The sequence below is a fragment of the Chelativorans sp. M5D2P16 genome, from assembly GCF_034427935.1.
Classification (GTDB): Bacteria; Pseudomonadota; Alphaproteobacteria; order Rhizobiales; family Rhizobiaceae; genus Chelativorans.
In genome coordinates, this window is the sequence record NZ_JAXQNM010000008.1 from 32,228 (window position 1) to 57,531 (window position 25,304).

Below are 25,304 nucleotides of genomic sequence, written 5' to 3' on the forward strand. Positions count from 1 at the left end.
ACCCCATGATCGACCACATCGGCATCAAGGTGGCGGATTTCGACCGCGCCAAGGCGTTTTACGACGAGGCGCTGGCGCCGCTCGGCGCCAGGCTTCTGATGATGGTGCCCGTGGAGTACACCGGCGGCGTGAAAGTCGGCGGCTATGGGCGCGACCGGCCGGTCTACTGGCTGCACGAGGAAGGGGGCACGGGCGAACCGAAGCACATCGCCTTTGCCGCCGCCACGCGCGCCGAGGTCGACGCCTTCCACCGGGCGGCCCTTGCCGCCGGCGGCAGGGACAACGGCGCCCCGGGTCTCAGGCCGCATTATCACGCCGACTATTACGGCGCGTTCGTGTTCGATCCCGACGGCAACAATGTTTGAAGCCGTCTGCCATGCCCCGGCATGAGCGCCAGCGAAGGAGGCGACGATGAGTCTTGACAACGAACCGGTCTACACCGGCGGCTGCCAGTGCGGCGCCGTGCGTTTCCGCGTGGAGGGCGCGCTCGGCGACCCGTCCATCTGCCACTGCCGCATGTGCCAGAAGGCGTTCGGCAGCTTCTATGCCCCGCTGGTCTCCGTGCGCAACGCCAAGCTGGAGTGGACCCGCGGCGAGCCGAAACGCTTCCAGTCCTCCAATCACGTCAAGCGCGGCTTCTGCGCCGAATGCGGCACGCCGCTCACCTTCGAGGCGCCGCACGACAGCTTTGACGGCGTGGCGCTCGCCATCGGCGCCTTCGACCATCCGGAGGAGCTTGCACCACGCATCCAGTGGGGGATCGAGGCGAAGCTGCCCTATGTGGACACGCTTCACCAACTCCCGGGGCAGGAGACGATGGAGGATGCGGATTCGACCCCTTACCTGAAGGATGTCGTCTCCTATCAGCACCCTGATCACGACACCGACAAGTGGCCCCCGAAGGAGTGGAAATGAGCGAACTGCGCGGCCTTTATCCGGAGATCGAGCCCTTCGACAGCGGCATGCTGGATGTCGGCGACGGGCATCAAATCTACTGGGAGCGCGCGGGAAAGCGCGGCGGCAAGCCGGCCATCTTTCTCCATGGCGGCCCCGGCGGCGGCTTTTCGCCCAAACACCGGCGGCTGTTCGACCCGGCGAAGTACGATGTCATGCTGTTCGACCAGCGCGGCTGCGGGCGTTCCACCCCTCATGCCGCGCTCAAGGCCAACACCACCTGGCACCTCGTTGCCGATATCGAGCGCCTGCGCGCGATGATGGGGGTGGACAAGTGGCAGGTGTTCGGTGGTTCCTGGGGCTCGACCCTGGCGCTCGCCTATGCCCAGACTCATCCCGAGCGCGTGAGCGAGCTGATCCTGCGCGGAATCTACACGCTCACCCGGGCCGAGCTTCACTGGTACTATCAGTTCGGCGTCTCCGAGATGTTTCCCGACAAGTGGGAGCGCTTCATCTCGGTCATCCCGGAGGCCGAGCGCGGCGACCTGATGGCCGCCTACCGCAAGCGCCTGACCTCTTCCGACAGGGCGGTGCAGCTCGAGGCGGCGAGGGCCTGGAGCCTGTGGGAAGGTGAGACGATCACGCTGCTTCCCGATCCCTCGCTGACGGAACAGCACGGCGAGGACGATTTCGCCATCGCCTTCGCGCGCATCGAGAACCACTATTTCGTGCATGGCGGCTGGCTGGAGGAGGGGCAGCTTCTGCGCGAGGCCGGAAAGCTCAAGGGCATTCCCGGCGTGATCGTCCACGGGCGCTACGACATGCCGTGCCCTGCGCGCACGGCGTGGGAGTTGCATAAGGCCTGGCCCGAGGCGGCGTTCCACCTGGTCGAAGGCGCGGGACACGCCTACTCGGAAGCGGGTATACTCGACCGGCTCATTCGGGCCACCGACCGGTTTGCCGACCAGTGATATTTTAGCAGCTACTGATTGGAGCAGACATGACCGACAAACAACGCCTATATCTTTTCGACACCACACTGCGTGACGGTCAGCAGACGCCGGGTATCGACTTCTCGCTGGAGGACAAGATCGCGATTAGCGAAATGCTCGACCGGTTCGGGATCGACTATGTCGAGGGCGGGTATCCCGGCGCCAATCCCACCGACACGGCGTTCTTTGCGCAAAAGCGCACGACCCGTTCCGCCTTCGTGGCTTTCGGCATGACCAAGCGGGCGGGCGTCTCTGCGTCCAACGATCCGGGTCTTGCCGAACTCCTGCGGTCGCAAAGCGATGCCGTCTGCTTCGTCGCCAAGAGCTGGGACTATCACGTGCGCCTGGCGCTCGGCTGCTCGAACGAGGAGAACCTTGCCGCGATCAGCGCTTCGGTCGAGGCCGCGCGCGAAGCGGGCAAGGGGGCCATGGTCGATTGCGAGCACTTCTTCGACGGCTACAAGGCAAACCCGGATTACGCGCTCGCATGCGCCAGGGCCGCGTACGAAGCGGGCAGCCGCTGGGTGGTGCTCTGCGACACCAATGGCGGCACGCAGCCGGGTGAAATCCGCGACATCGTCGCCGCCGTCGTCGCCTCCGGCATTCCGGGCAGTCATCTCGGCATCCATGCCCATGACGATACGGGCCAGGCGGTGGCCAACTCGCTTGCCGCGGTGGATGCCGGCGTGCGCCAGGTGCAGGGCACGCTGAACGGCATCGGCGAGCGCTGCGGCAACGCCAACCTCGTTACGCTTCTACCCACGCTCATGCTGAAACCCGCCTATGCGGATCGCTTCGAGACAGGGATCTCCGAAGAGACCTTGCAGGATATCTCGCGCCTGTCGCACGCCTTCGACGAACTTTTGAACCGGGCGCCCGAGCCGCAGGCCCCCTATGTCGGCGCCTCCGCCTTTGCCACAAAGGCCGGCATCCACGCCTCGGCGATCCTCAAGGAGCCGCAAACCTACGAGCACGTGCCCCCCGATGCGGTCGGCAACACTCGCCGGGTCATGGTCTCCGATCAGGGCGGAAAATCGAATTTCATCGCCGAACTGAAACGGCGCGGCATCGCCGTGGAGAAGTCGGACCCGCGCCTCGATACGCTGATCGCGCTCGTCAAGGAGCGCGAGGCGCAGGGCTACGCCTATGAAGGGGCGGATGCGAGCTTCGAGCTTCTCGCCCGCCGCACACTCGGCCGTGTACCCGAATTCTTCAAGGTCGAGAGCTTCCGCTGCATGGTTGAGCGCCGGTTCGACGCCATGGGCAATCTCAAGACGGTGTCGGAGGCCGTGGTGCGCGTGACCGTCGACGGCGAGGTTCGCCTTTCGGTGGCCGAGGGGCACGGGCCGGTCCATGCGCTCGACATTGCACTCAGGAAGGATCTCGGAAAATACCAGGACGAGATTGCCGACCTGGCGCTGGCGGACTACAAGGTGCGCATCCTCAACGGCGGTACCGAGGCGATCACCCGCGTGCTCATAGAATCGCATGATTCGAGGGGTGCGCGCTGGTGGACCGTTGGCGTTTCCGACAACATCATAGACGCCTCCTTCCAGGCGTTGATGGACTCCATCGTTTTTAAACTGGTCATGAACCGCGAGGAGGGCGGCCGGGCGGCTGCCGAATAGGACTTCTTATGACGGAAACGGCCACCGTACCGCCCGCCGCCGGCGAGGAGGAGTCCCTGCGCGGCTTCTTCTTCGCCTTCTCGGCCTATTTTCTGTGGGGGCTGTTGCCGTTCTTCATGAAGGCGGTCGGTCATATCCCGGCGGCGGAGGTGGTCGCCCATCGTGTCGTCTGGTCGGTGCCGATCGCCGGCCTCGTGCTCTTGATCCTGCGCCGCACTGGCGACATCAGGCGCGCGTTCTCAAGCCCGCGCACGCTGCTGATGGCGGCGCTCACGGCGGCGATCATCAGCGCCAATTGGGGTATCTATGTCTGGGCGATCGCCGCCGACCGCGCATTGGAGACCGCGCTCGGCTACTACATCAATCCGCTGGTCTCGATCGCCATGGCGGCGGTTCTCCTGCGCGAAAAGCTGAGCGCGATGCAGGTGGTGGCGGTGGGCCTCGCGGCGGCCGCGGTGCTGCTGCTCACCGTCAATGCCGGCGGGCTGCCCTGGGTGTCGCTTGTGCTCGCCCTCTGCTTCGCGGCCTATGGCTTTCTGCGCAAGACACTGCCCGTGGGGCCGAGCCAGGGCTTCTTTCTCGAAGTGCTGATCCTCAGCGTGCCTGCACTCGCCTATATCGCCTGGCTGGAATGGACCGGGCAGGGGCACTTCCGCTTTTCGGAACCGATGAATATCTGGCTGCTCCTCGGCTGCGGCCCGGTCACCGCGGTACCTTTGCTGTTCTTCGCCTTCGGCGCCAAGCTCCTGCGCTATTCGACCATCGGGATCATGCAGTATATCGCGCCGACGCTGATCTTTCTCATCGCCGTCTTCGTTTTCAAGGAGCCTTTCGGAGGCGTGCGCGCCTTTGCCTTCGCACTCATCTGGTCGGCTTTGGTGATCTATACGTGGCCGATGCTGCGCGCACGCCGCCGTCTCAAAGCCGATCGATGATGGCCGCTTCGCCTTCCGAGCGGGAGCCGGCTTTCGTCAGTGCCGGGACGATGTCTTCGACGCGGTCGATGACAAGCGGCCGCACCCGGTTCTGCGAATGCACGAAGCCTTCGGCCTTCATGTGTTCCAGAAGCAAGAGCATGGGCGTCCAGAAGCCGTCGAGGTTGGCAAGCACGATCGGCTTTTCGTGACGGCCGAGCTGCGCCCACGTCATGATCTCGACGATTTCCTCGAGCGTTCCGATGCCGCCCGGCAACGCCACGAAGGCATCCGAACGGTCGAACATGAGATGCTTGCGCTGGTGCATGTCGTCGGTGACGATAAGGTCGTCCAGGCGTTCGAGCGCGGTTTCCGTCGCTTCCTTGTTCATCAGGAAACGCGGAATGATACCCGTCACGGCACCCTCTTCCTCCAGGCATCCGGCAGCGACCGCGCCCATGATTCCCTTCGTGCCGCCGCCATAGACGAGCCTGATGCCGGCTCGCGCCAGATGATTGCCGAGCGTTCGCCCGGCCTCGACAAAGCTGCCGTTGCGGCCCGTCGACGAACCGCAATAGACACAAACAGAAGTAATCGCGCTCTTCATGACGATATTGGTGATCGCAGGTGTGAGTCCGGTCAAGTGTGCGGATGAATTTCCATCGGCCGGTGGAGGTTCCGCGATCGAGAGCGGAGCCGGAAACCAAGTCGCCCGAATCCACCTTAGATCCCCGATTTTTAGGGCTTTTTCTTGTCGCTTTTACGAAAACAGGATAGACCCTTCAAATTGGGCTTAGGGACCGTTTATCGATGGCGAGTACTCCGCTTAAAGTGCTGCTCTTCATAGCCGGGGCGTTGATCGCCGGCAGCGGCGCGGCCTATTTCGCCGGCGCGTTCGATCCCGTCGCGAACGGTGGGCAGGAAATGGCCGGTCCATCCGATCCCGCCGGGCCGGCGCGTCCCTCTGCCGACGAAGGCTCCACGCCCGAGACCGGTGCGCGTTTGACAGACGGAGAGGATACCGCCGGAGAACGGAGCGAGGCGGCGAAGGACGATGTGATCGTCCCGGCCTTCGACATCGTTCGGGTGGAACCGGACGGCTCGCTGGTCGTCGCCGGCCGGGCCGCACCGGGTTCGGAAGTGGAGATCGTCAGCGGCTCTTCCGTTCTCGCCACCGCCAGGGCCGGCCCTTCGGGCGACTTCGCCGCCGTGCTGGATGAGGAACTCAAGCCTGGCGAGCACAACATCGTTCTGCGCTCCACCTCGTCGGACCATGTCGCGGCAACGTCGAGGGAGACTGCCGTCGTCTCCGTGCCCAACGCCGAAAGCGGGGAGGTCGTGGCCCTCGTGCAGGAGCCTGGTGAGCCGAGCCGACTGATTTCCGTGCCGCAGGGTGGCGAGGGTTCCGGAAACCGGCAAGGATCCGGCGCGGACGAGAAAGTCGCTTCCGGCAATGCGGCCGATCCCATCTCCGAAGAGGAAGGGGAAACCGGCGTGGAAGGCGCAGGCGGCCGGCCTTCCGCCACGGATGATGCAACCGGCACGGCGCAAGCCGACGGCGACGCCGGAGCCGAGGGCGCGCGGCAAACCGCCGATATCCGCGAAGATGCCGGCGAGGCCGGGCGCTCCGGGGCCTCCGATCAGACCGGCGCCGAGGCGGCGGGCGAACACGGGCAGGATGCGGTAGCGGCTGAACGGGGCGATGGCGAGGCCGCCGAAGGCGGCCCGACCGATCCTGCCTCCGGCGACGGGTCGCAGCCGCATGCGCCCTTTATCGAGGCGGTGGAGATCGACGGCCGCGATGTGTTCGTCGCCGGCAGAGCCAAACCCGGCCACCAGGTGCGGGTCTATTTCAACGATCTCCTGATCGGGCAGACGCGGGCGACGCCCGCCGGGCGCTTCCTTGTCCAGGCCGAACGCGAACTTCCCGTCGGCGACTACATCGTGCGCGCCGACGTCCTCGACGAGGATGGTGCGACCGTGATCGCGCGCGCGGCGGTACCTTTCGAGCGGCAGACCGGTGACAACGTCGCGGCGGTGGCTCCGGGGGCGACACAGGTTGAAGGTGGCAGGCCTGGAGCAGGCGTGGACGGTGACAGCCAAGGCGGCGAGGGGGCGGCCGGCGACGGAGAGGCGGACGGAACGCCCGGAACCGCCGCTGGTGGTGAAGAGCAGACAGCCGACCTGGCGCCGCGTCTGGAACCGGCCGATGGCTCCGTCATCATCCGCCGGGGTGACACGCTTTGGGAGATTTCCCGCCGCGTCTATGGACGCGGTGTCCGCTACACAACGATCTATCTCGCCAATCAGGATCAGATCGAGGACCCGGACCTCATCTGGCCGGGGCAGATCTTCAACCTGCCCGAGGAAACGGAGGAAGGCGAGGCCGCTGACCTGAGCGCCATCGGCGAACAGGCCGTCCAGCCTTCCGAACCGGTTCGAGAATCCTCCCGCTGACGAACGACATAGCGAGGAGGCTATGCCCTGGCCTTTATCGGGGTCGCGGACGAACCGGTTGATCTAGGCCGAAGGATGCTGGCGGCTTTATAGTCGCGATTGCACCCCCTACGCGCTGGACGTCATCGACGAAAATGGTCAGTTCCGGGACATTGGAGCCGGAGAAGATGGTGGAGAGTTTTGCCGACTTCCCCGGCGATGACGAAAGCGTTCACGACGCGAAGTTTGTGAAATCCCCTTCTTCCTGCCAGGAAGAGTAGGGCCGCTTGCCGCCGTCCAAGAAGCCAACCAGAAAAGGCCGGTCTCAGTTTGGCGGGCATCCGGGTCAGACTCCAAGCCGATCCGCAACTGCCGCCGCCTGCTGTCCGGTGCACCGGCATACAGTTGCAAATCCATCATTCATCGTCTATCGTCGATGTACGATGAATGATGGCACGCAAACGACTATGCCTCCCTCTCACGGTGCGTCCTGTTGCACTCCGGATGCGCTTTCGCGCGGGCTCGCGGCCCTGGCGCATCCCGTCCGGATCGAGATCCTGTGCCACCTTTCGGGCGCCGGCGCCTGCTGCTGCAAGGACGTTGTCGATCGGCTGCACATGGCGCAGCTTCATCTCGCCCAATCCACCGTCTCCCAGCATCTGAAGGTGCTGATTGATGCAGGGCTGGTGCGCATGAGGCCGGAACGCCAGCGTTCCCGCTATACGGTCAACCGGGAGGCGCTGTTGGCGCTTTCGCACGCTTTCGGCGGTCTGGTGGAGACCTGCATGGTGCAGGCGGAACACCACGAAACAAATTAAGGCAGCATCAGAAGTGGCAGAGAAAACGGTTTCCGCCGAGTCCGGCTCGACGCTGCGCACGCTCATAAACCTCTGGCCCTACATGTGGCCGGCGGACCGGCGCGATTTGAAGATGCGGGTGCTGGTGGCGACGGCCTTCCTGGTCCTTGCTAAGGTTGTGCTGGTCCTGGTGCCCTACTTCTACAAATGGGCAACCGATGTCCTGTCCGGGGAGGGGAGCGCTCCCGCCTTTGTTCCCGCTCTACTGGCCGGGCCGCTGATGCTCGTGATCGCGTATAACGTGATGCGGATCGTGCAGCTCGGCTTCAACCAGCTTCGCGATGCACTCTTTGCCCGCGTGGGCCAGCATGCGGTGCGCCAGCTTGCCCACCGCACCTTTGTCCATATGCACGCGCTGTCGCTGCGTTTCCACCTCGAGCGGCGCACCGGCGGCCTGTCGCGCATCATCGAGCGCGGCACCAAGGGCATCGACGCGATCGTCCGCTTCACCATCCTGAACACGATCCCCACGCTACTCGAATTCGCGCTGTCGGCGGTCATCTTCGCCGTCGCCTACGGGTGGATCTACGTGGCGATCATCGCCGTCACGGTGTTGCTCTATGTCTGGTTCACGGTGCGGGCGAGCGATTGGCGCATCAATATCCGCCGCGAGATGAACGAGTCCGATACCGACGCCAATACCAAGGCGATCGATTCGCTGCTCAATTTCGAAACGGTCAAATATTTCAACAACGAGGCGATGGAGGCGCGCCGGTTCGACCAGTCCATGGCGCGCTACGAGGAGGCCGCGACGAAGACCTGGACCTCGCTCGGCTGGCTGAACTTCGGCCAGGGGGTCATCTTCGGTCTGGGCATGGCAACGGCCATGGGCTTTTCTGCGTGGGAGGTCATGCGCGGCACACAGACGATCGGCGATTTCGTCTTCATCAACGCGATGCTGATGCAGCTATCCATCCCGCTCAACTTCATCGGCTTCGTCTATCGCGAGATTCGCCAGGGCCTCGCCGATATCGAGCACATGTTCGACCTGCTCGATGTCCCCGAGGAGGTGCAGGATCGGCCGGACGCCCGACCGCTGAAGGTGAGCGACGGCGACGTCCGCTTCGAGAACGTCTCCTTCGCCTATGACCAGAGCCGCCCCATCCTCAAGGGCATTTCGTTCAATATTCCCCCCGGCAGAACCGTGGCCGTGGTGGGCCCCTCGGGTGCGGGCAAGTCGACCATCTCGCGCCTGATGTTCCGCTTCTACGATATCCAGAAGGGCGCCATACGCATCGACGGGCAGGACGTGCGCGACGTCACGCAGGAAAGCCTGCGCGCGGCCATCGGCATGGTGCCGCAGGATACGGTGCTCTTCAACGACACGATCCGCTACAACATCCGCTACGGCCGTCCGGACGCGTCTGAAGCGGAGGTGCGCCGCGCCGCCGAGCTCGCCCAGATCGCATCCTTCATCGACAGCCTGCCGCACGGCTACGATACCATGGTGGGCGAGCGTGGGCTGAAGCTTTCCGGTGGTGAAAAGCAGCGCGTGGCGATCGCCCGCACCATCCTCAAGGCGCCGCCCATCCTCATCCTCGACGAGGCGACCTCGGCGCTCGACACCCATACCGAGCAGGAAATCCAGGCTGCACTGGACATGGTCAGCCGCGGCCGCACCACGCTGGTCATCGCCCATCGGCTTTCCACGGTGATCGGCGCCGACGAGATCATCGTCTTGAAGGGGGGCCATATCGCCGAGCGCGGCACCCATCATGCTCTTCTCGCAGCCGGCGGTCTTTACGCCGAGATGTGGAACCGCCAGCGCGAGGCGAGCGAAGCGGAAGAGCGCCTGCGCCGCGCCCGCGAAGAGGATGCAATGGGCATTATCGAGCGCAAAGTGCCGAGCTACTGAAGCAGAACGGGTTGGAGAGGGCCGCTGGTGGTTATCCTCTCGGCCACGCCAGCCCCGCCATCCCGGCGCTCCCTCCAGCCGGGATGACGTTCTGGCGCATAGCGCAAATTCGTATGCCTGCCCTCACACCATGGCGGCGATCCGGCCGACCTCGGCGATGACCGCGTTCCGCGCCTCGCCCGAGATCGACGGCATCTTGCAATAGGCGGTGACGATCGCGGGGCCGCGGTCCGGCGGCCATGCCACGGCGATGTCGTTGCTGTTGCCGCTTCTCTGGCTGTTGGTCCCGGTCTTGTCGCCGACGAGCCACGTCTCGGGCAGGCCCGCCCGCAGCCGCTCGTCGCCCGTCTTGTTGGTGATCAGCCACGCGGCCAGTTGCGCGCGCGAGGATGGCGAAAGTGCATTGTCGAAAAGGAGCTTGCGCAGGCTTTCCAGCATCGCCGCCGGCGTCGTGGTGTCGCGGATGTCATCCGGCCCGTCGTGCTCGTTGAGGCCGGGTTCGGTGCGGTCGAGCCGCGTGACAGGATCGCCGAGGGACCGGGCGAAGGCCGTCAGCGCCTCCGGCCCGCCGAAACTGGAAAGAATGAGGTTCGCCGCCGTGTTGTCGCTGAGGGTCACGGCCGCTGCGCAAAGCTCCCCCACAGTCATGCCGTCTCCGCCGACGCGGGATTCGGTGCCGGGCGACCAGGAGACGAGATCCGCACGGGAAAAGACGATACGCCGGTCGAGCTGTTCCTCGCCCTTGTCGACCCGGGCGAGTACCAGGGCGGCCGCCAGTGCCTTGAAGGTGCTCAGCATTAAAAAGCGCTCGTCGGCGCGATGCCCGATGCGCTTGCCGGTCTGAAGATTGAGTACGGCGACCCCGAGCCGGCCGCCCCTGGCTTCTTCCAGTTTTGCAAGGCGGCCTTCTGCACCCATGGTTTCCTGCGCCGCTCCGGTGTTGGCCTGCAGAAGCGCAAGTGCCGGGGCCGCAAGCAGGGCACCGGCGAGAGTCTGGCGGCGTGTCATTCCACTTGTCATTTGCATCTCCGATCCTGGTCCCTTCCATTGGCACGGGAGGAACCGTTTTTCCGATATCCCGCCCGCAGCCCGAATACGCGCAGAAGGAGACCGTAGCCAAACGATGAATTCTCGGCTCTGATATGAGAAAAACTTGGCCTTGTTCGCCGGAGAGAAATGCCCATGGACGTTTCGCAACTGCCGCTCAATGCCCTTCGAGCCTTCGAAGCATCGGCCCGGCTCGGAAGCTTCACGCGTGCGGGCATGGAACTGCATGTCACGCAGACAGCCGTCAGCCACCAGGTCAAGGCGCTGGAGGCAGTGCTCGGGACCTCTCTGTTCGAGCGATTGCCGCGAGGGCTCGCCCTGACCGAGGAGGGGCACGCGCTGCTGCCGGTGCTCACCGACGCCTTCCGCCGCGTGAGCGCCACGCTCAGCCAGTTCGAGGAAGGCAACTTCCGGGAAATTCTCACGGTCGGCGTGGTCGGCACGTTCGCCACCGGTTGGCTCCTGCCACGGCTTGGGCGCTTCAAGGCGGGACATCCGCATGTGGACCTGCGTCTCAAGACCAACAACAATCGTGCCGATATCCTGGTCGACGGGCTCGATTTCTTCATCCGGTTCGGCGATGGCGCGTGGCATGGGACGGAATCGCTGCCGCTGATGGACGCGCCCCTTGCACCGGTCTGCGCCCCGGCGCTCGCTGCTCGCCTGGCCAGGCCGCAGGACCTGACAGGAGAGGAGTTGCTGCGCTCCTATCGCAGGGACGAGTGGGCCCTCTGGTTCAAGGCCGCAGGGCTTGAGCCGCCGAGCCTGCGCGGCTGGATGTTCGATTCGTCGCTGACTCTCGTCGAGGCGGCCGCACGCGGGGTCGGTGTGGCGCTGGTTCCCGTCGCCATGTTCACTCGCGAGCTTGAAGAGGGGCGCATCGTGCAGCCCTTCGAAACCACGGTGTCGACGGGAAGATATTGGCTGACGCGCCTGAAATCGCGAACGGAATCGGCCGCCATGAAAGCCTTCGGGCAATGGATCCTAGCCGAGATGACGACGGACGTGCAGGAGAATGCAAAAGATCAAAGCCCGCGTCCGGCACGTGACGGGCCGGACGCTGGCCGCGTTGCAGCCAGCCCGCCTTTCAGTTAGGAAACCGGCAACGGAACTTTGTGGGGACGCCGAGCGATGAGTCTAGCCGACACGATCAGGAATACGCTCGTTCCCATCCACCGCGAGGGCTATCCCTTCATCGCGGGCTTCGCCGTCGCTTCGATCCTCCTCGGCCTGCTCTGGGAGCCGCTGTTCTGGATCGGCGTCGTGCTGACGGCTTGGTGCACCTATTTCTTCCGGGATCCGCCGCGCGTCACGCCCGTCGACGACACACTTGTCATCGCGCCCGCCGACGGCATCGTTTCGTCCGTCGGGCCAGCCCTGCCGCCCGCCGAACTCGGCATCGGCAACAACGAGATGACGCGCATTTCGGTATTCATGAATGTCTTCTCCTGCCACATCAACCGCGCGCCGGTGCGCGGGCGCATCTCGCTCATCGAGCATCGGCCGGGGCGCTTTCTGAACGCCGATCTCGACAAGGCAAGCGATGAGAACGAGCGCAACAGCCTTGTCATCGAAAGCCCGCACGGTCCCGTGCCGGTGGTGCAGATCGCCGGTCTTGTCGCCCGCCGCATCGTCTGCTGGGCGGAAGCGCCGGGCGAGATCGCCGTCGGCGAGCGCTTCGGCCTGATCCGCTTCGGCTCGCGCGTCGACGTCTATCTGCCGGCCGAGGCCCGGCCGCGCGTGGCGGTGGGCCAGACGGCGGTCGGCGGCGAGACGGTGATTGCCGAATTCGGCAGCGAATCGCCGGCCCCGCTGGTGCGCGTGTCCTGATGGTGGGGCCGTTTCCCCCTTTCGAGCCCCATGGCGGAGGCGGCCCGCGCATCCGCGAAATCCCGCTGCGGCTCATCGTGCCCAATCTCATCACAGTGCTTGCCATCTGCGCGGGCCTGTCGGGAATCCGGCTGGCCTTCGAGGGGCGGGTCGAGACCGCCGTGGTCATGGTGCTTCTGGCGGCCTTCCTGGATGCGGTCGACGGGCGGGTCGCGCGCATGCTCAAGGCCTCCTCGCGGTTCGGTGCGCAGATGGATTCGCTCGCCGACATCGTCAATTTCGGAGTCGCCCCGGTGCTGGTCCTCTATGCCTATCTGCTCGACCAGGCAGGAGCCATCGGCTGGATCGCCGCCCTTCTCTTCACCATCGCCTGCGCGCTGCGTCTCGCCCGTTTCAATGTCATGCTGGATGATAACGACCGTCCAGCCTGGCAAACCGACTATTTCGTCGGCGTCCCCGCACCGGCGGGTGCGGCACTGGTCATGCTGCCCGTCTATCTGGGCTTCCTCGGGATCTCTCCCGAAGGGCCGGTCGCTATCGCCGCTTGTATCTACACGCTCGGCATCGCCTTTTTGCTGATCAGCCGTCTGCCGGTCTATTCCGGCAAGAGCTCGGGCAGCCGTGTGCGCCGCGAGTTCGTCATGCCGCTGATGCTGGTGGTCGTGCTCTATGCGCTGCTGCTGGCCAGCTTCACCTGGGAGACGATGGCGGTTTCGGCCATTCTCTATCTCGTCTTCCTGGTATTCAGCATGCGGGCCTACCAGCGCAGGGCCGCGCGCGAAGAAGCCGAGGACGACGTCGAATAGCGGCACGCCAGCTGCTTCAGGCGGCCTCGGGCTCTTCCTGCTTTTCGGGGAGGGGACGGCGAACGGCCATCAAGCGGTCGAACATTGCATTGGCGGCCATCGGCTTTTCCGCTTCCGCCGCTTGCGCCACCATCTCGCCGATGGTGAGCGGTTCGAGGGTGCAGATGTTCAAGTGGGGCAGAAATTGCCGTTTTTCCTGCGGTGCGAGCGCAAAGAAGCTGCGGCCGGCGCCTTGCACATGAATCGGCACGACGCGCGCCTCGGCATTGGCCGCGATCCGGGCGATGGCGCGAAACAGGCGAAAGGCCTTGGGGTCCGGTGTCTCGTCGTCCGGCAGATAGACCGCAAGCCGGCCCTTCCCCCTGAGGCGGCGCACGAGCCGCCGGCTGACGAAGACGTGATGCGCGTTGAAGACGATCGTGCGCGCCAGCGCCCGCCAGGGGTCGAGCCACCAGGCCCGGGCCGAATCCTCGTCGAGGATATGCAGCGTGTCGCTGGGCAGCAGCGCCAGCATCAGCGCCGGCTCCAGACGCGAACGGTGCCAGATCGCATAGATGACGGGCGGTTCGGCGGTGCGCGCGGTGCCGATCGCCCCGTCCTCGATGCGGAAAAGAACTTTCAAAGGCGCGTAGAGAAGAGCCTGGTGCAGGTTGATCTCCAAGCGCAACTGACAGTACAGAGCGGCGGCGAGCCAAAAGGCCAGGACCGCGCTCACAAGCGCTATGGCCATCGTCATTCCGCACCTCCCGCCAGCGGGCCTGTCTCCGCTGCATGATCCGTTCTTGGCGACAACAAGCCGGAGCGATTGACACCCTTAAGGCACGTCACTCCACCCGCGCTGCGGCTTCTCACGGCCGACGTCGCGCAGGGTAGCGGAAGATGAAGCGAGGTCAATCGCGATTTCAGGGTGTCATTCCGGCATTCGGTAGTGCACGAATCGGTCCTTGCGCACGTCGAAGATGAGCCCGGTCTCGGTAAGAGCGGGACTGGCGAGCGGCATGATCTTCTCAGCCACCTCGGAAGGGTGCGGCAGGGTTTGCGGGTCTTCACCGGGCATCGCCTGCGCCCGCATCGCCGTGCGCGTGGCGCCCGGATTGACCGCGTTGACCCTCAGCGGCATGTTTTCCGTTTCGTGCGCCCAGGAGCGTACCAACGCTTCGATCGCCGCCTTGGACGCCGCGTAGGGCGCCCAGAAGGCTCGTGCCGAGTGTGCCGCGCCGGAAGACATGACGATGGCCCGCCCGGCATCGGACGCCCTTAGGAGGGGGTCGACGGCACGAATCAAGCGCCAGGTCGCGGTGACGTTGATCTCCATCACCTTCTCGAAGGTTTTCGCCTCCACATGTCCGATCGGCGAGATGACGCCCAGGATGCCGGCGTTCGCCACCAGGATGTCGAGCTTGCCCCAGCGTTCGTGGATTGCGCCCCCCATGCGGTCGATGCCGCTCATGTCCGTCAAGTCCAGGGGCACCAGGGTGGCCTCGCCGCCCGCCGCTTTGATCTCGTCGTCCAGTTCTTCCAGTCCGCCGATGGTCCGCGCCACGGCAATCACATGCGCCCCCGCCGCGGCGAGGTCCTTGGCCAGAAAGTAGCCGATGCCGCGCGAGGCCCCGGTGACGAGGGCGGTGCGGCCGGAGAGATCGATCGAGTGGGGCATGCATGGATTCCTGCAGCTTCAACGGTCCGCCCGGTGATATTACGAATCGTGTTTCAGAGAAACCCGGCACGGCCATATTGCAGCGGACGGCAACGGGGTCTACATGCGCGCCGAGCGGGGACGACCCCACTCATTCCCTAAAACGGATGAGGACGACCTCATCGCCATTCGATGATGGAGATGAGAATGGCTTGGCTTGTCCTTTTTGCCGCCGGCCTGCTGGAGATCGGCTGGGCCGTCGGCTTGAAATACACCGAGGGCTTCACCCGGCTGTGGCCGACGCTGGCCACGAGCGCCGGGATCATTGCCAGCTTCGCGCTGCTCGGGGTTGCATTGCGCGTCCTGCCGCTCGGAACTGCCTATGCGGTGTGGACGGGGATCGGTGCGGTCGGCACCGTCCTTTTCGGAATTCTTCTGTTCGGCGAATCGGCGGACGCACCGCGCCTCATCTGCGTCGGGCTGATCGTGGTGGGCGTCGTCGGGCTGAAGCTGGTCACGCCCTGATCACTGCCCGCCCGCCGCCAGCAGCGAGAGCTGGCGCACGTTGTCCGTGCCGTCCTGGTCGGTCAGCCGCGTCGGATAGTCCTTGGTGAAGCAGGCATCGCAGAACTGCGGGGCCTCGTTGTTGCGGGCGGCCTCGCCGACGGCCCGGTAGAGCCCGTCGATGGACAGGAAACCGAGGGAATCGACGCGGATGAACTCGGCCATCTCCTCGACAGACATGCGCGAGGCCAGAAGCTTCGCCGTCGTCGGCGTATCGACGCCGTAGAAGCAGGAGGCGCGCGTCGGCGGGGAGGCGATCCGCATATGGACCTCCCTGGCGCCGGCGTCGCGCACCATCTGCACGATCTTCTGGCTGGTCGTGCCGCGCACGATGGAATCGTCCACGAGCACCACCCGCTTGCCCTCGATCGACTTGCGATTGGCGTTGTGCTTCAGCTTCACGCCCATGTGGCGGATGGAATCGGTCGGTTGGATGAAAGTCCTCCCAACGTAGTGATTGCGGATGATGCCGAGCTCGAAGGGAATTCCTGCCTCCTGCGCAAAGCCAATCGCCGCCGGCGTGCCCGAATCGGGCACCGGCACCACGATATCGGCCTCGACCGGATTCTCGCGCGCCAGTTCCGCGCCGATCTCCTTGCGCACGTCATAGACGTTGCGTCCCTCCACCGAGGAGTCGGGGCGTGCGAAATAGACATATTCGAAGATGCAGAAGCGCTGCTTGGCCGGCTGGAAGGGGAAGAAGCTTTCAATTCCCTGCTCGGTGGCCACCACCATCTCGCCAGGCTGGAGGTCGCGCACGAAGTGCGCCCCCATGATGTCGAGCGCGCAGGTCTCCGAGGCCAGGATATAAGCGCCCTCGAGCTCGCCGAGGACAAGCGGGCGAATGCCTAGCGGATCGCGACAGCCGATCATCTTTTTCGAGGTGAGCGCCACCAGGGAAAAGGCCCCTTCGAGCTGGCTCACCGCATCGATGAAGCGGGCATTGGTGTGGCGCTCCCTGCTGGTCGCCACCAGATGCATGATCGTTTCGGTATCGGAGGTGGAGGAGAAGATCGACCCCTGCTTCTGCAGCCGGCGCTGAACGGTCATGGCATTGGTGATGTTGCCGTTGTGCGCGACCGCCAGCCCGCCGTCGGCAAGCTCGGCAAAGAAAGGCTGCACGTTGCGCAGGCCCGACCCGCCCGTCGTGGCGTAGCGCGTGTGGCCGATGGCGCGCGACCCTTTCAGCCGCTCCAGAACGGCGGGTTTGGTGAAAGTGTCGCCGATGAGCCCGATGTGTCGCTCGACATGGAACTGGCTGCCGTCGAAAGAGACGATGCCTGCCGCCTCCTGGCCGCGATGCTGCAGGGCGTGGAGCCCCAACGTCACGATGGCTGCCGCGTCCTGGCGTCCGAAAATGCCGAAGACGCCGCATTCATCATGGAAATGGTCGTCGGCTTCGCCCGGGAAAGGCAAATCAGTGTTGTCCGCCATTGCTGGCCGCCTCATGCGTTGTTGCTTGCGCTCTGGCGGCCGTTTCGGCCGTCAGTTTTCGTTTGTCTCCGTTCCGGCCGCCGCGTCTGTTTCGGACGACATGCGGTCGAGGATGGACAGTTCCGGATCTTCGGGCATCAGACCCTGCAGCCATTGCCCCATGCCATCCAGAAGCGGGCGCGACTTGGCTTCGGCCACCCATGTCGGAGGGTTCGAGCCCAAAAGCCAGTTCAGGAACAGAAGCGCCACCGCCACCACCAGTATGCCGCGCGCCGCGCCGTAGAGAAAGCCCAGCGTCCGGTCGAGCGCGCCGATTCGCGAATCGATGATGAAGTCGGCGACCTTCATCGTGATCACCGTCGCGATGATCAGCGTCACGAAGAAAACCGCTGCGGCCGCCACCACCAGCGCGATGATCGCACTTCCTATATAGGGAGTCACATAGGGCAGCACCAAGGGGTAGAGCAAATAGGCGGCCACCGCCGCGATCGCCCACGAGGCGATCGACAGGACTTCGCGGGAAAACCCCCGCACCATGGCCAGCATCGCCGAGACCAGCGTGAAACCGACGAGGATTCCGTCAAGCAGCGTAATTGGCATTGTCACCCCAACTCCATATCAGGCGGCATGCCCCCGCACCGATATCCTGCTCATCTTCCGGCCTGCCAGCCGCCATTTCTTTTTCTTCCGTTACGGTGCTCGGGACGCCGCTATCCGGGCGACAAGGTCCGCAAGCGCCTCCGGCCGTTGCACGTTTGCCGAGATGCCGCCCGCCGGCTCCTCGTTTCCCGGTGGCATCACGGCCTGGGCGAAGCCCAGCTTCTCGGCTTCCTTGAGCCGGGTTGCCGCATGGGCCACCGACCGCACCGCGCCCGAAAGGCTGATTTCGCCGAAATAGACGCAATCGGCGGGCAGAGCAAGCCCGGTAAGCGAGGAGACGAGCGCCGCGGCTACGGCAAGGTCCGCCGCAGGCTCCGAGATGCGGTAGCCACCGGCCACGTTCAGATAGACATCATGGGTGGCGAACCGCACGCCGCAATGGGCCTCCAGCACGGCGAGCACCATGGAAAGCCGCGCCGTGTCCCAGCCCACCACCGCCCGCCGCGGCGTGCCGAGGGGGGAGGGGGCGACCAGCGCCTGGATTTCCACAAGGACGGGCCGCGTGCCCTCCATGCCGGCGAAGACCGCCGCTCCGGGAGCGGCGGCAGTGCGCTCGCCCAGGAAAAGCTCGGAGGGGTTCGGCACCTCGGCAAGGCCCCTGTCGCCCATGGCGAAGACGCCGATCTCGTCGGTCGGGCCGAAACGGTTCTTCACGGTGCGCAGGATGCGGTAGTGGTGGCCGCCTTCGCCCTCGAAATAGAGCACGCCGTCCACCATGTGCTCGACCACGCGCGGGCCGGCGATCTGGCCTTCCTTGGTAACATGGCCGACGAGCACGATGGCCGCTCCCGTGGATTTCGCATAGCGGATCATGGCCTGCGCTGCCGCGCGAACCTGCGTGACCGTCCCCGGCGCGGATTCGGCGAGATCCGTCCACAGCGTCTGGATGGAATCGAGGATGACGAGATCCGGCCGCGGCCCGTCGCCGATGGTGGCCAGGATGTTTTCCACATTGGTCTCTGCGGCAAGCTCCACCGGCGTTTCCGCCACGCCCAGCCGCTGCGCCCTGAGACGGATCTGTGCCACCGCCTCTTCGCCCGAGACATAGACGATGCGCAGGCCCTTGGAGGCGAGTGCAGCGGCAGCCTGGGTGAGCAGCGTCGACTTGCCGATGCCGGGGTCGCCGCCCACGAGAAGGGCCGAACCGCGCACGAAACCGCCGCCCGTGGCACGGTCGAGTTCGCCGATGCCTGTGACGATCCTCGGCGCGTCCTCGATGTCGCCCGAAAGCGTCGTCAGCGCGACCGGCCGGCCTGCGCGCGCCTTTCGCAGAGCCTGCGGCCCGCCGCCGATACCGGTCGACGTGCCTTCCTCGACGAGCGTGTTCCACTCGCCGCACCCGTCGCACTTGCCCGCCCAGCGGGCGTGCACGGTGCCGCAATTCTGGCAGACGAACTGGATGCGGGGTTTGGCCATCAGGAGACGGTCCTGTCGACGATTGTGGCCGCGTGTACGCGCGTCATCCCGGAAGCCGGAGCAGAGCGGAGGCTATCCGGAATCCATTCCGGACCACCGAAGAGTCGCGGAATGGATCCCGGCTCGCGGTCGCAAAGCTCCCTTGGCCGGGACGACGGCTGACGGAGTTGCTCGCGGCAAATCAGCATCCCGTCACGCCTCGCCCCCAACATATTCGCGATGATACCGCTGCCCCAGCGACGTCAGCAGTTCGTAGGCGATGGTGCCGGCCGCCGCGGCGACGCTGTCGATGGGCATGTTCGGCCCGAAAAGCTCGATGTGGTCACCCACCGCGACGTCATCGGCGCCGAGGTCGGTGACGTCGAAGAGCGTGAGGTCCATTGTCACGCGGCCCAGCACCGGCACGGCCTGTCCGTGGAAGAACCCGCTCGCGCCGCCGTCTACCGCGCGCAGAGGCACGCCGCCGCCGGAGGCGGCGCGGTGATAGCCGTCGGCATAGCCGGTCGAGGCGACGGCGATAATCGTGTCTCGGGCAAGCGGCGTGGCGCCGTAGCTCACCGTCTCGCCGGCCTTGGCGCGCCTGACCTGCGCGATGCGCGCCTCGGCGGTGACCACCTGGCGCATGGGATTGGGCTTGGTCCCGTTCGGCGCGCCGCCGTAAAGGGCGATGCCCGGCCGGGTGACGTCACACAGGAAATCGCCGCCCAAAAAGATGCCGGCGGAATTGGCAAGACTTGATTCGATTTCTGGAAAAAGCGCCCGAAGCACCTGAAAAGATTCGCATTGTCGCCGATTCATCGGATGATCCGGCGCATCCGCACAGGCCAGATGGCTCATCACCAGGATGGGCGTGAGCGCGCGCGTCAGGGTGTTCTCCTCGGCGAGCGTGCGCGCGCGTTCGGCCGTCAGGCCGAGCCGGTTCATGCCCGTTTCCAGGTGGATCGCGCAGGGACGGGAGCCTTCCCCGTTCCAGCCATGGGCTTCCCAGGTCGACAGGTCGCTTTGCGAATTGAGAACGGGCACGAGTCGCGCCTCGCGATAGACGGCGGCGGCCTCCGTCCCGAACAGCCCGTTGAAGACAAAGATCTGCGCCTCGGGCAGGACGGCGCGCAAGGCCAGCCCTTCGTGCGGCAGCGCCACGAAAAAGCGCCGGCAGCCCGCGGCCCAAAGCGTGCGGGCGACCGGCGCCAACCCGAGGCCGTAGGCGTCCGCCTTCACCACCGCGCTCGCCTCGGCGGGCACGGAGCGCTTTGCCAGCAGGCGGTAATTGTCGGCCAGCGCGTCGAGGTCGATCGTCAGCCGTCCCCCCGCCAGATGCGGCGCCGGGCCGCTGCCGCTCATATGGGGCGCCTGTTCCACGTCTATTCGAAGCGCTCCGGCAGGTGCGATTCTTCTGCCAAATCCGAGAAGCGCGTGAACTCACCCTGAAAGCCGAGATTGACCGCTCCGGTAGGTCCGTGGCGCTGTTTGGCGATGATGACTTCGGCCTTGCCGCGCGCCTCGTTCATCTCCGCCTCCCACTTCAGATGCTCTTCCGAGCCCGGTTTCGGCTCGCGATTGTTCAGATAATACTCCTCGCGATAGACGAAGAGAACCACGTCGGCGTCCTGTTCGATGGAGCCCGATTCGCGCAGGTCCGAAAGCTGCGGTCGCTTGTCGTCGCGGCTTTCCACCTGACGCGAAAGCTGCGACAGCGCGATGATGGGCACGCCGAGTTCCTTGGCCAGCGCCTTCAGGCCGGTGGTGATCTCGGTGATTTCCTGCACGCGGTTCTGGGCCGCCCGGGCGGAGGTGCCCTGCATCAGCTGCACATAGTCGATGACGATGACGTCGAGCCCGCGCTGGCGTTTCAGCCGGCGCGCCCGCGCGGCGAGCTGGGCGATGGAGATGCCGCCCGTCTGGTCGATGAAGAGCGGGATCTTCTGCATCATCTGCGCACAGCCGACCAGCTTCTCGAAGTCCGCCTCGGTGATCTCGCCGCGGCGGATCTTGGAGGAGGGGATCTCCGTCTGCTCGGAGATGATGCGGGTGGCGAGCTGCTCCGACGACATCTCCAGGGAAAAGAAGCCGACGACGCCGCCATTGGCTGCCTTGAAGGAGCCGTCCGCCTGCTGTGCCGGCTCGTAGACCGAGGCGATGTTGTAGGCGATGTTGGTGGCAAGCGATGTCTTGCCCATGCCGGGGCGGCCGGCGAGGATGACGAGGTCGGAGGGCTGCAGCCCGCCCATGCGCCGGTCGAGGTCGCGCAGGCCGGTGGCGATGCCCGAGAGGTGCCCGTCGCGCATGAAGGCGGCGTTCGCCAGGTCGATGGCGGTCTTGGTGGCATCGCCGAAGCTCTCGAAGCCGCCGTCGTAACGTCCGGTTTCCGCCAGTTCGAACAGCCGCCGCTCGGCGTCCTCGATCTGCTCGGCCGGCGCCATGTCGACCGGCGCGTCATATGCGATGTTGACCATGTCCTCGCCGACGGTGATCAATGCCCGGCGTACGGCGAGGTCATAGATGGCGCGGCCGTAATCGGCGGCGTTGATGACGGTCACGGCCTCGGCTGCGAGCCGCGCCAGATATTGCTGGACCGTGAGTTCCCCGACCTTTTCGTTGGCGGGGAGGAAGGTCTTGAGCGTCACCGGGTTGGCCATCTTGCCCATGCGGACGAGCTCGCCCGCCACCTCGTAGATCTTGCGGTGCAGCGGCTCGTAGAAATGCGTGGGCTTCAGGAAATCGGAGACCCGGTAGAACGCGTCGTTGTTGACCAGGATCGCCCCGAGCAATGCCTGCTCGGCCTCAATATTGTTGGGCGCCTCGCGATAAAGAGGCGCCTCCGCTGTGTTGAGCTTGCGGACTGCGTCGGCCATCGGTTCTTCCGTTTTGTCGGTTGCCGGCACAACGACACGATCCGGCACCCCCCAATCAGATGTACTCTCCTAGACCCTCGGGTCGCCGGGTGTAAGCCGTTCCGATGCGTGGCGCGCCGAAGCACCCGATATCCACATGCCGGCTTGCCGGCTGCGGCGGAAAGTACTGTCCCGCTTGACAGGCGAATCACTTCGTCACGGTGGAGAATATTCCTATTCCGCCGCGTCGGTAAACGTCTTTGCCCTTGCAGGTGCGGCCAACCGCTTCTCCGTCTCGCCCATATAGTCGCGCGTGAGCGGCAGCGTGTCGCGTTTCTTGGCGATCTGGATCTGGAAGTTCACCATGTCCTGCCAACGGAAGGAAGCCTCAGAGCCCGCCAGGTAGAACTCCCACATGCGCGCGAATCGCTCATCGTAGATCTCCACCGCCTTGTCGCGATTGGCCATGAAACGCTCGCGCCAGTTCTTCAGCGTTTCGGCATAGTGGAGCCGCAACACCTCGACATCGGTGACGATGAGACCGGATTTCTCGATCGCTGGCAGGATTTCCGACAGCGAGGGGATGTAGCCGCCGGGAAAGATGTACTTGCGGATGAAGGCGTTGGTGACCGACGGTCCGGAGGTGCGGCCGATCGTGTGCAGAAGCATCACGCCGTCGTCGCTCATGAGCTGCGCGCACTTGTCGAAGAACGTACGGTAGTGGTTGATACCCACATGCTCGAACATGCCGACGGAGACGATTCGGTTGAAGGGACCGGAGAGCGCCCGGTAATCGGCGATCTCGAAACGTGCTTTCCCCGCAAGCGCCTCCTTCCGTGCGCGCTCCTGGGAAACCGTGTGCTGCTCTTGCGAAAGCGTCACACCCAGCACGTCGACATCGAACTGGCGCGCCAGGTAAAGCCCCATGCCGCCCCAGCCCGAGCCGATGTCGAGCACCCTCTGGCCCGGCCCGAGTGCGAGCTTGGCGGCGATGTGGCGCTTCTTGGCGCGCTGGGCCTCTTCAAGGGAAATGTCGAGCGTGGGAAAATAGGCGCAGGAATACTGCATGTCCTCGTCGAGGAAGAGGCGGTAGAGCTCGCCCGAAAGGTCGTAGTGGCGCTGCACGTTGCGCCTGGAACGCCTCGCCGGGTTGAACTGGTGCAGGCGACGGAAGAGGAAGCGCAAGCCTTCGCCGAGCTTCATCGCCAGCACCTCGCCCCCGCCGGCCTCAATGTTCTCGTAGGTCAGCTTCACCAGCGCCAGCGGATCGCCTTTTTCGAAGTCCAGCGCGCCGTCCATATAGGCTTCCGGCACAGCCAGCATGGGGTCGAAGGCGATCGCCCGTTCCGCCCGTCTGGAATGGATGACGACATGCACCGGTTCCCCCGACCCGTCGCCGAAATTGTGCACGGCGCCGTCTGCATCGGTGATGGTCAGATTTCCGGTCCGCACCAGGCGCGCAGCCAAATTTGCAAGCAACCGATTCATCACTTACCCCCAAAGCTCTGGGACAATATCATTATGTATCAGATAGCTAGTACTTGAAAAGGCTGGCTGCTTCCGCCGCCGGCAGGGATGGCCGCAGCTGTCGGGATGGTCCGGTGCGCGAAATCCCTTATTCGCTGGGTTTGGTAAGGCTGGGATGCAATTGGTTCAAATCTGCTGAACCGTTGGCTCAGAAAAAGTAAAGGGGCCGGACGTTGCCGCCGGCCCCCTTAAAAATTCCGCCCGGTTGGCGATGTCAGGCGCTCTCGTCCGCCTCGTCGCCGCCGGTCTCTTCGCTCGCCGGAGCGCCTTCCTCTTCCGTGCCGTATTCGGCCTCGGGATCGAAGAACGCCTCGGGGCGCGCGCTTTCGTTGACGTCTTCGCCGTAGATGGCCTCGGCCGAATCGAGTGTCTCGCCGCGTGCCTGCCGTTCGGCCTCGTCATCCGAGCGGGCGATATTGAGCGAGATGGTGACGATCACCTCCGGATGCAGGGCGATTGCCACATTGGTGATACCGATGGTCTTGATCGGCTGGTTGAGCTCGACCTGGTTGCGACCGATCTTGAAGCCTTCCTCGTTGAGGGTTTGCACAATGTCGCGCGGCGAGACGGAGCCGTAGAGCTGGCCGGTTTCGGCGGCCGAGCGAATGGCGACGAAGGTCTTGCCGTCGAGCTTCTCGGCGACGCCTTCGGCTTCCTTGCGCTGCTCGAGATTGCGTGCCTCCAGATCGGCGCGCTGCGATTCGAACTTCTTCTTGTTGGCCGCGTTTGCGCGCAGGGCCTTGCCCTGGGGCAGGAGGAAGTTGCGCGCAAAGCCGTCCTTGACCTTCACGACATCGCCCATCTGGCCGAGCCGCGGGATGCGTTCGAGAAGAATGATTTCCATCGTTTCCGTTTCCTTTCGGCGCCCGGCGCCGGTTGCAATCAGGAGGCAGGTCAGGAAACGGGGTGCCTTGCGGCTGGTTCGCTGTCCTGCCTCGTCGGCAGTTAGGGGCTTCCCGCCCCAACTCGGGATTTTCGTATACCTCGCTCCGCGCCCGCCGCGGGGGAGGGGGCGGGCACCGAAAGTGCCCGCGCCGGCCTTACTTCACCATGTAGGGTAGGAGACCTAGAAAGCGCGCACGCTTGATCGCCCGGGCGAGCTCGCGCTGCTTCTTCTGGCTCACCGCGGTGATCCGCGAGGGCACGATCTTGCCGCGCTCGGAAATATAGCGCTGCAGGAGCTTCACGTCCTTGTAGTCGATCTTCGGCGCGTTGGCGCCGGAGAACGGGCAGGTCTTGCGGCGCCGGTGGAAGGGGCGCCGGGTCGGGATCTGGTTGATGTCGATCATTGTTGGGTTCCCTCACTGCTTTCGCGCTGACGGCGCGGACCATCGTCGCGATCCCGCCGCGGACCATCGTCGCGGTCCCGCCGCGGGCCGTCGTCCCGGTCCCTTCGCGGGCCGCGGTCGTCGCGGCGGCCACGATCGTCGCGGCGCTGCATCATCGCCGACGGTCCTTCCTCGTGGGCGTCCACGCGCACCGTCATGAAGCGCAGGATGTCCTCAGAAAGCCCCATCTGCCGCTCCATCTCTTTGACCGCCTCGGCCGGCGCGTCGAGGTCCATGAGCGTGAAATAGGCCTTGCGGTTCTTCTTGATCCGGTAGGCGAGGGACTTCAGTCCCCAAGTCTCGACCCGGCCGATGCTGCCGCCGCCGTTCTCGATGACGCCCTTGTATTGCTCGACAAGCGCATCGATCTGCTGCGGCGAGAGATCCTGCCGGGCAAGAAACACATGTTCGTAAAGAGCCATTGTCTTGCCTTTCTTCTGCTTTCCTGCCTGTCCGGACCCAGCGGCTAAGCCTCAGCGACCTCCCTTGCCGGAAATCCGGAGAAGAAAGGCGCATGTTGGAGACGGTCGAGAGCGGAGACACGGGAGGCGGAAAACTTCTGTCTTCACGGCGGACGCCAGCGTCCGGCCCTCCGTTCAGCCCCCGGCTGAGACCGGCAGACCGCGCGCTTATACAGGGTTTTGCCCCG

24 protein-coding genes and 1 pseudogene are annotated in these 25,304 nt (G+C 65.0%); 12 read left to right on the forward strand and 13 right to left on the reverse strand.

Annotated features, from left to right (window positions below; genetic code table 11):
• Positions 1-5: 5 nt before the first annotated feature.
• The 5 genes and pseudogenes from SIN08_RS03115 to rarD all read left to right on the forward strand — a co-directional run bounded on the left by SIN08_RS03115 (position 6) and on the right by rarD (position 4,449).
• A pseudogene (locus SIN08_RS03115) lies at positions 6-390 on the forward strand (VOC family protein).
• Positions 391-411: 21 nt separating this feature from the next.
• Entirely contained in the window at positions 412-915 is a 504-nt protein-coding gene (locus SIN08_RS03120) for a GFA family protein (protein ID WP_322450054.1), read from the forward strand.
• On the forward strand, positions 912-1,865 hold the full coding sequence (pip, locus tag SIN08_RS03125; protein ID WP_322450055.1) for a prolyl aminopeptidase: 954 nt from the start codon (positions 912-914) through the stop codon (positions 1,863-1,865). The genes SIN08_RS03120 and pip overlap by 4 nt, the downstream gene beginning before the upstream one ends.
• A 29-nt stretch (positions 1,866-1,894) precedes the next feature.
• Positions 1,895-3,514 (forward strand): citramalate synthase, encoded by a 1,620-nt coding sequence (gene cimA / locus SIN08_RS03130; RefSeq protein WP_322450056.1) that lies wholly within the window; start codon positions 1,895-1,897, stop codon positions 3,512-3,514.
• 8 nt (positions 3,515-3,522) lie between these two features.
• A complete protein-coding gene (gene rarD, locus SIN08_RS03135) occupies positions 3,523-4,449 on the forward strand; it encodes an EamA family transporter RarD (RefSeq protein ID WP_322450057.1) in 927 nt (308 codons plus the stop codon).
• Here the strand turns inward: rarD and SIN08_RS03140 are convergent.
• On the reverse strand, positions 4,433-5,035 hold the full coding sequence (locus tag SIN08_RS03140; protein WP_322450514.1) for a TIGR00730 family Rossman fold protein: 603 nt from the start codon (positions 5,033-5,035) through the stop codon (positions 4,433-4,435). The genes rarD and SIN08_RS03140 overlap by 17 nt on opposite strands.
• 203 nt (positions 5,036-5,238) lie before the next feature.
• On the opposite strand from SIN08_RS03140, the gene SIN08_RS03145 reads away from it, so the two are divergent.
• From SIN08_RS03145 to SIN08_RS03155, 3 genes are all read left to right on the forward strand, one after another.
• Complete coding sequence (locus SIN08_RS03145) at positions 5,239-6,885, forward strand: LysM peptidoglycan-binding domain-containing protein (protein WP_322450058.1); 1,647 nt, start codon at positions 5,239-5,241, stop codon at positions 6,883-6,885.
• A 446-nt stretch (positions 6,886-7,331) separates the two neighbouring features.
• On the forward strand, positions 7,332-7,682 hold the full coding sequence (locus SIN08_RS03150) for a metalloregulator ArsR/SmtB family transcription factor (RefSeq protein WP_322450059.1): 351 nt from the start codon (positions 7,332-7,334) through the stop codon (positions 7,680-7,682).
• A gap of 13 nt (positions 7,683-7,695) precedes the next feature.
• Complete coding sequence (locus SIN08_RS03155) at positions 7,696-9,576, forward strand: ABC transporter ATP-binding protein/permease (protein ID WP_322450060.1); 1,881 nt, start codon at positions 7,696-7,698, stop codon at positions 9,574-9,576.
• 123 nt (positions 9,577-9,699) lie between these two features.
• Here the strand turns inward: SIN08_RS03155 and bla are convergent, their stop codons facing one another.
• Positions 9,700-10,596 carry a class A beta-lactamase gene (gene bla, locus SIN08_RS03160; protein WP_322450061.1) on the reverse strand — a complete coding sequence of 299 codons (897 nt, stop codon included), beginning with the start codon at positions 10,594-10,596 and terminating at the stop codon, positions 9,700-9,702.
• 162 nt (positions 10,597-10,758) lie between these two features.
• Between bla and SIN08_RS03165 the strand changes: the two genes are divergently transcribed.
• The 3 genes from SIN08_RS03165 to SIN08_RS03175 are packed head-to-tail and all read left to right on the forward strand — an operon-like array spanning position 10,759 to position 13,259.
• A complete protein-coding gene (locus SIN08_RS03165; RefSeq protein WP_322450062.1) occupies positions 10,759-11,718 on the forward strand; it encodes a LysR family transcriptional regulator in 960 nt (319 codons plus the stop codon).
• Positions 11,719-11,754: 36 nt separating this feature from the next.
• Entirely contained in the window at positions 11,755-12,453 is a 699-nt protein-coding gene (locus tag SIN08_RS03170) for a phosphatidylserine decarboxylase (RefSeq protein WP_322450064.1), read from the forward strand.
• A complete protein-coding gene (locus SIN08_RS03175; RefSeq protein ID WP_322450065.1) occupies positions 12,453-13,259 on the forward strand; it encodes a phosphatidylcholine/phosphatidylserine synthase in 807 nt (268 codons plus the stop codon). The genes SIN08_RS03170 and SIN08_RS03175 overlap by 1 nt, the downstream gene beginning before the upstream one ends.
• Before the next feature lie 16 nt (positions 13,260-13,275).
• Here the strand turns inward: SIN08_RS03175 and SIN08_RS03180 are convergent, their stop codons facing one another.
• The gene (locus SIN08_RS03180; RefSeq protein ID WP_322450067.1) at positions 13,276-13,995 is read right to left on the reverse strand and encodes a 2-acyl-glycerophospho-ethanolamine acyltransferase; all 720 of its coding nucleotides are present in this window, start codon (positions 13,993-13,995) and stop codon (positions 13,276-13,278) included.
• A 174-nt stretch (positions 13,996-14,169) separates the two neighbouring features.
• Positions 14,170-14,916 carry an SDR family NAD(P)-dependent oxidoreductase gene (locus SIN08_RS03185; RefSeq protein WP_322450068.1) on the reverse strand — a complete coding sequence of 249 codons (747 nt, stop codon included), beginning with the start codon at positions 14,914-14,916 and terminating at the stop codon, positions 14,170-14,172.
• 186 nt (positions 14,917-15,102) lie between these two features.
• On the opposite strand from SIN08_RS03185, the gene sugE reads away from it, so the two are divergent.
• Positions 15,103-15,420, forward strand: coding sequence for a quaternary ammonium compound efflux SMR transporter SugE (sugE, locus tag SIN08_RS03190; RefSeq protein WP_322450069.1), 318 nt, complete (start codon positions 15,103-15,105; stop codon positions 15,418-15,420).
• On the opposite strand, the gene purF is transcribed toward sugE, so the two are convergent.
• The 9 genes from purF to rpsF form a co-directional block, all read right to left on the reverse strand.
• A complete protein-coding gene (purF, locus tag SIN08_RS03195; protein ID WP_322450070.1) occupies positions 15,421-16,893 on the reverse strand; it encodes an amidophosphoribosyltransferase in 1,473 nt (490 codons plus the stop codon).
• Positions 16,894-16,944: 51 nt separating this feature from the next.
• Entirely contained in the window at positions 16,945-17,493 is a 549-nt protein-coding gene (locus SIN08_RS03200) for a CvpA family protein (protein WP_322450515.1), read from the reverse strand.
• A 90-nt stretch (positions 17,494-17,583) separates the two neighbouring features.
• Positions 17,584-18,969, reverse strand: a complete 1,386-nt coding sequence (radA, locus tag SIN08_RS03205; RefSeq protein WP_322450071.1) for a DNA repair protein RadA — start codon at positions 18,967-18,969, stop codon at positions 17,584-17,586.
• A gap of 192 nt (positions 18,970-19,161) precedes the next feature.
• Entirely contained in the window at positions 19,162-20,310 is a 1,149-nt protein-coding gene (gene alr / locus SIN08_RS03210) for an alanine racemase (RefSeq protein ID WP_322450072.1), read from the reverse strand.
• Between the two features lie 20 nt (positions 20,311-20,330).
• A complete protein-coding gene (locus SIN08_RS03215; protein ID WP_322450073.1) occupies positions 20,331-21,821 on the reverse strand; it encodes a replicative DNA helicase in 1,491 nt (496 codons plus the stop codon).
• A gap of 213 nt (positions 21,822-22,034) precedes the next feature.
• A complete protein-coding gene (locus tag SIN08_RS03220) occupies positions 22,035-23,288 on the reverse strand; it encodes a cyclopropane-fatty-acyl-phospholipid synthase family protein (RefSeq protein WP_322450074.1) in 1,254 nt (417 codons plus the stop codon).
• A 253-nt stretch (positions 23,289-23,541) separates the two neighbouring features.
• Entirely contained in the window at positions 23,542-24,171 is a 630-nt protein-coding gene (rplI, locus tag SIN08_RS03225; protein ID WP_322450075.1) for a 50S ribosomal protein L9, read from the reverse strand.
• Between the two features lie 196 nt (positions 24,172-24,367).
• Positions 24,368-24,616, reverse strand: a complete 249-nt coding sequence (rpsR, locus tag SIN08_RS03230) for a 30S ribosomal protein S18 (protein WP_322450076.1) — start codon at positions 24,614-24,616, stop codon at positions 24,368-24,370.
• The gene (gene rpsF, locus SIN08_RS03235) at positions 24,613-25,077 is read right to left on the reverse strand and encodes a 30S ribosomal protein S6 (RefSeq protein WP_322450077.1); all 465 of its coding nucleotides are present in this window, start codon (positions 25,075-25,077) and stop codon (positions 24,613-24,615) included. Before rpsF ends, rpsR begins: the two co-directional genes overlap by 4 nt.
• Between the last annotated feature and the right edge of the window lie 227 nt (positions 25,078-25,304).

Coding starts and splice junctions, on each gene's coding strand:
- SIN08_RS03180 (WP_322450067.1), bottom strand. CDS start 13,995: ATGACGATGGCCATAGCGCTTGTGAGCGCGGTCCTGGCCTTTTGGCTC.
- SIN08_RS03185 (WP_322450068.1), bottom strand. CDS start 14,916: ATGCCCCACTCGATCGATCTCTCCGGCCGCACCGCCCTCGTCACCGGG.
- rarD (WP_322450057.1), top strand. CDS start 3,523: ATGACGGAAACGGCCACCGTACCGCCCGCCGCCGGCGAGGAGGAGTCC.
- rpsF (WP_322450077.1), bottom strand. CDS start 25,077: ATGGCTCTTTACGAACATGTGTTTCTTGCCCGGCAGGATCTCTCGCCG.
- bla (WP_322450061.1), bottom strand. CDS start 10,596: ATGACAAGTGGAATGACACGCCGCCAGACTCTCGCCGGTGCCCTGCTT.
- rpsR (WP_322450076.1), bottom strand. CDS start 24,616: ATGATCGACATCAACCAGATCCCGACCCGGCGCCCCTTCCACCGGCGC.
- cimA (WP_322450056.1), top strand. CDS start 1,895: ATGACCGACAAACAACGCCTATATCTTTTCGACACCACACTGCGTGAC.
- rplI (WP_322450075.1), bottom strand. CDS start 24,171: ATGGAAATCATTCTTCTCGAACGCATCCCGCGGCTCGGCCAGATGGGC.
- SIN08_RS03120 (WP_322450054.1), top strand. CDS start 412: ATGAGTCTTGACAACGAACCGGTCTACACCGGCGGCTGCCAGTGCGGC.
- SIN08_RS03150 (WP_322450059.1), top strand. CDS start 7,332: ATGCCTCCCTCTCACGGTGCGTCCTGTTGCACTCCGGATGCGCTTTCG.
- SIN08_RS03170 (WP_322450064.1), top strand. CDS start 11,755: ATGAGTCTAGCCGACACGATCAGGAATACGCTCGTTCCCATCCACCGC.
- radA (WP_322450071.1), bottom strand. CDS start 18,969: ATGGCCAAACCCCGCATCCAGTTCGTCTGCCAGAATTGCGGCACCGTG.
- pip (WP_322450055.1), top strand. CDS start 912: ATGAGCGAACTGCGCGGCCTTTATCCGGAGATCGAGCCCTTCGACAGC.
- sugE (WP_322450069.1), top strand. CDS start 15,103: ATGGCTTGGCTTGTCCTTTTTGCCGCCGGCCTGCTGGAGATCGGCTGG.
- purF (WP_322450070.1), bottom strand. CDS start 16,893: ATGGCGGACAACACTGATTTGCCTTTCCCGGGCGAAGCCGACGACCAT.
- SIN08_RS03200 (WP_322450515.1), bottom strand. CDS start 17,493: ATGCCAATTACGCTGCTTGACGGAATCCTCGTCGGTTTCACGCTGGTC.
- SIN08_RS03215 (WP_322450073.1), bottom strand. CDS start 21,821: ATGGCCGACGCAGTCCGCAAGCTCAACACAGCGGAGGCGCCTCTTTAT.
- SIN08_RS03165 (WP_322450062.1), top strand. CDS start 10,759: ATGGACGTTTCGCAACTGCCGCTCAATGCCCTTCGAGCCTTCGAAGCA.
- SIN08_RS03220 (WP_322450074.1), bottom strand. CDS start 23,288: ATGAATCGGTTGCTTGCAAATTTGGCTGCGCGCCTGGTGCGGACCGGA.
- SIN08_RS03145 (WP_322450058.1), top strand. CDS start 5,239: ATGGCGAGTACTCCGCTTAAAGTGCTGCTCTTCATAGCCGGGGCGTTG.
- alr (WP_322450072.1), bottom strand. CDS start 20,310: ATGAGCGGCAGCGGCCCGGCGCCGCATCTGGCGGGGGGACGGCTGACG.
- SIN08_RS03175 (WP_322450065.1), top strand. CDS start 12,453: ATGGTGGGGCCGTTTCCCCCTTTCGAGCCCCATGGCGGAGGCGGCCCG.
- SIN08_RS03140 (WP_322450514.1), bottom strand. CDS start 5,035: ATGAAGAGCGCGATTACTTCTGTTTGTGTCTATTGCGGTTCGTCGACG.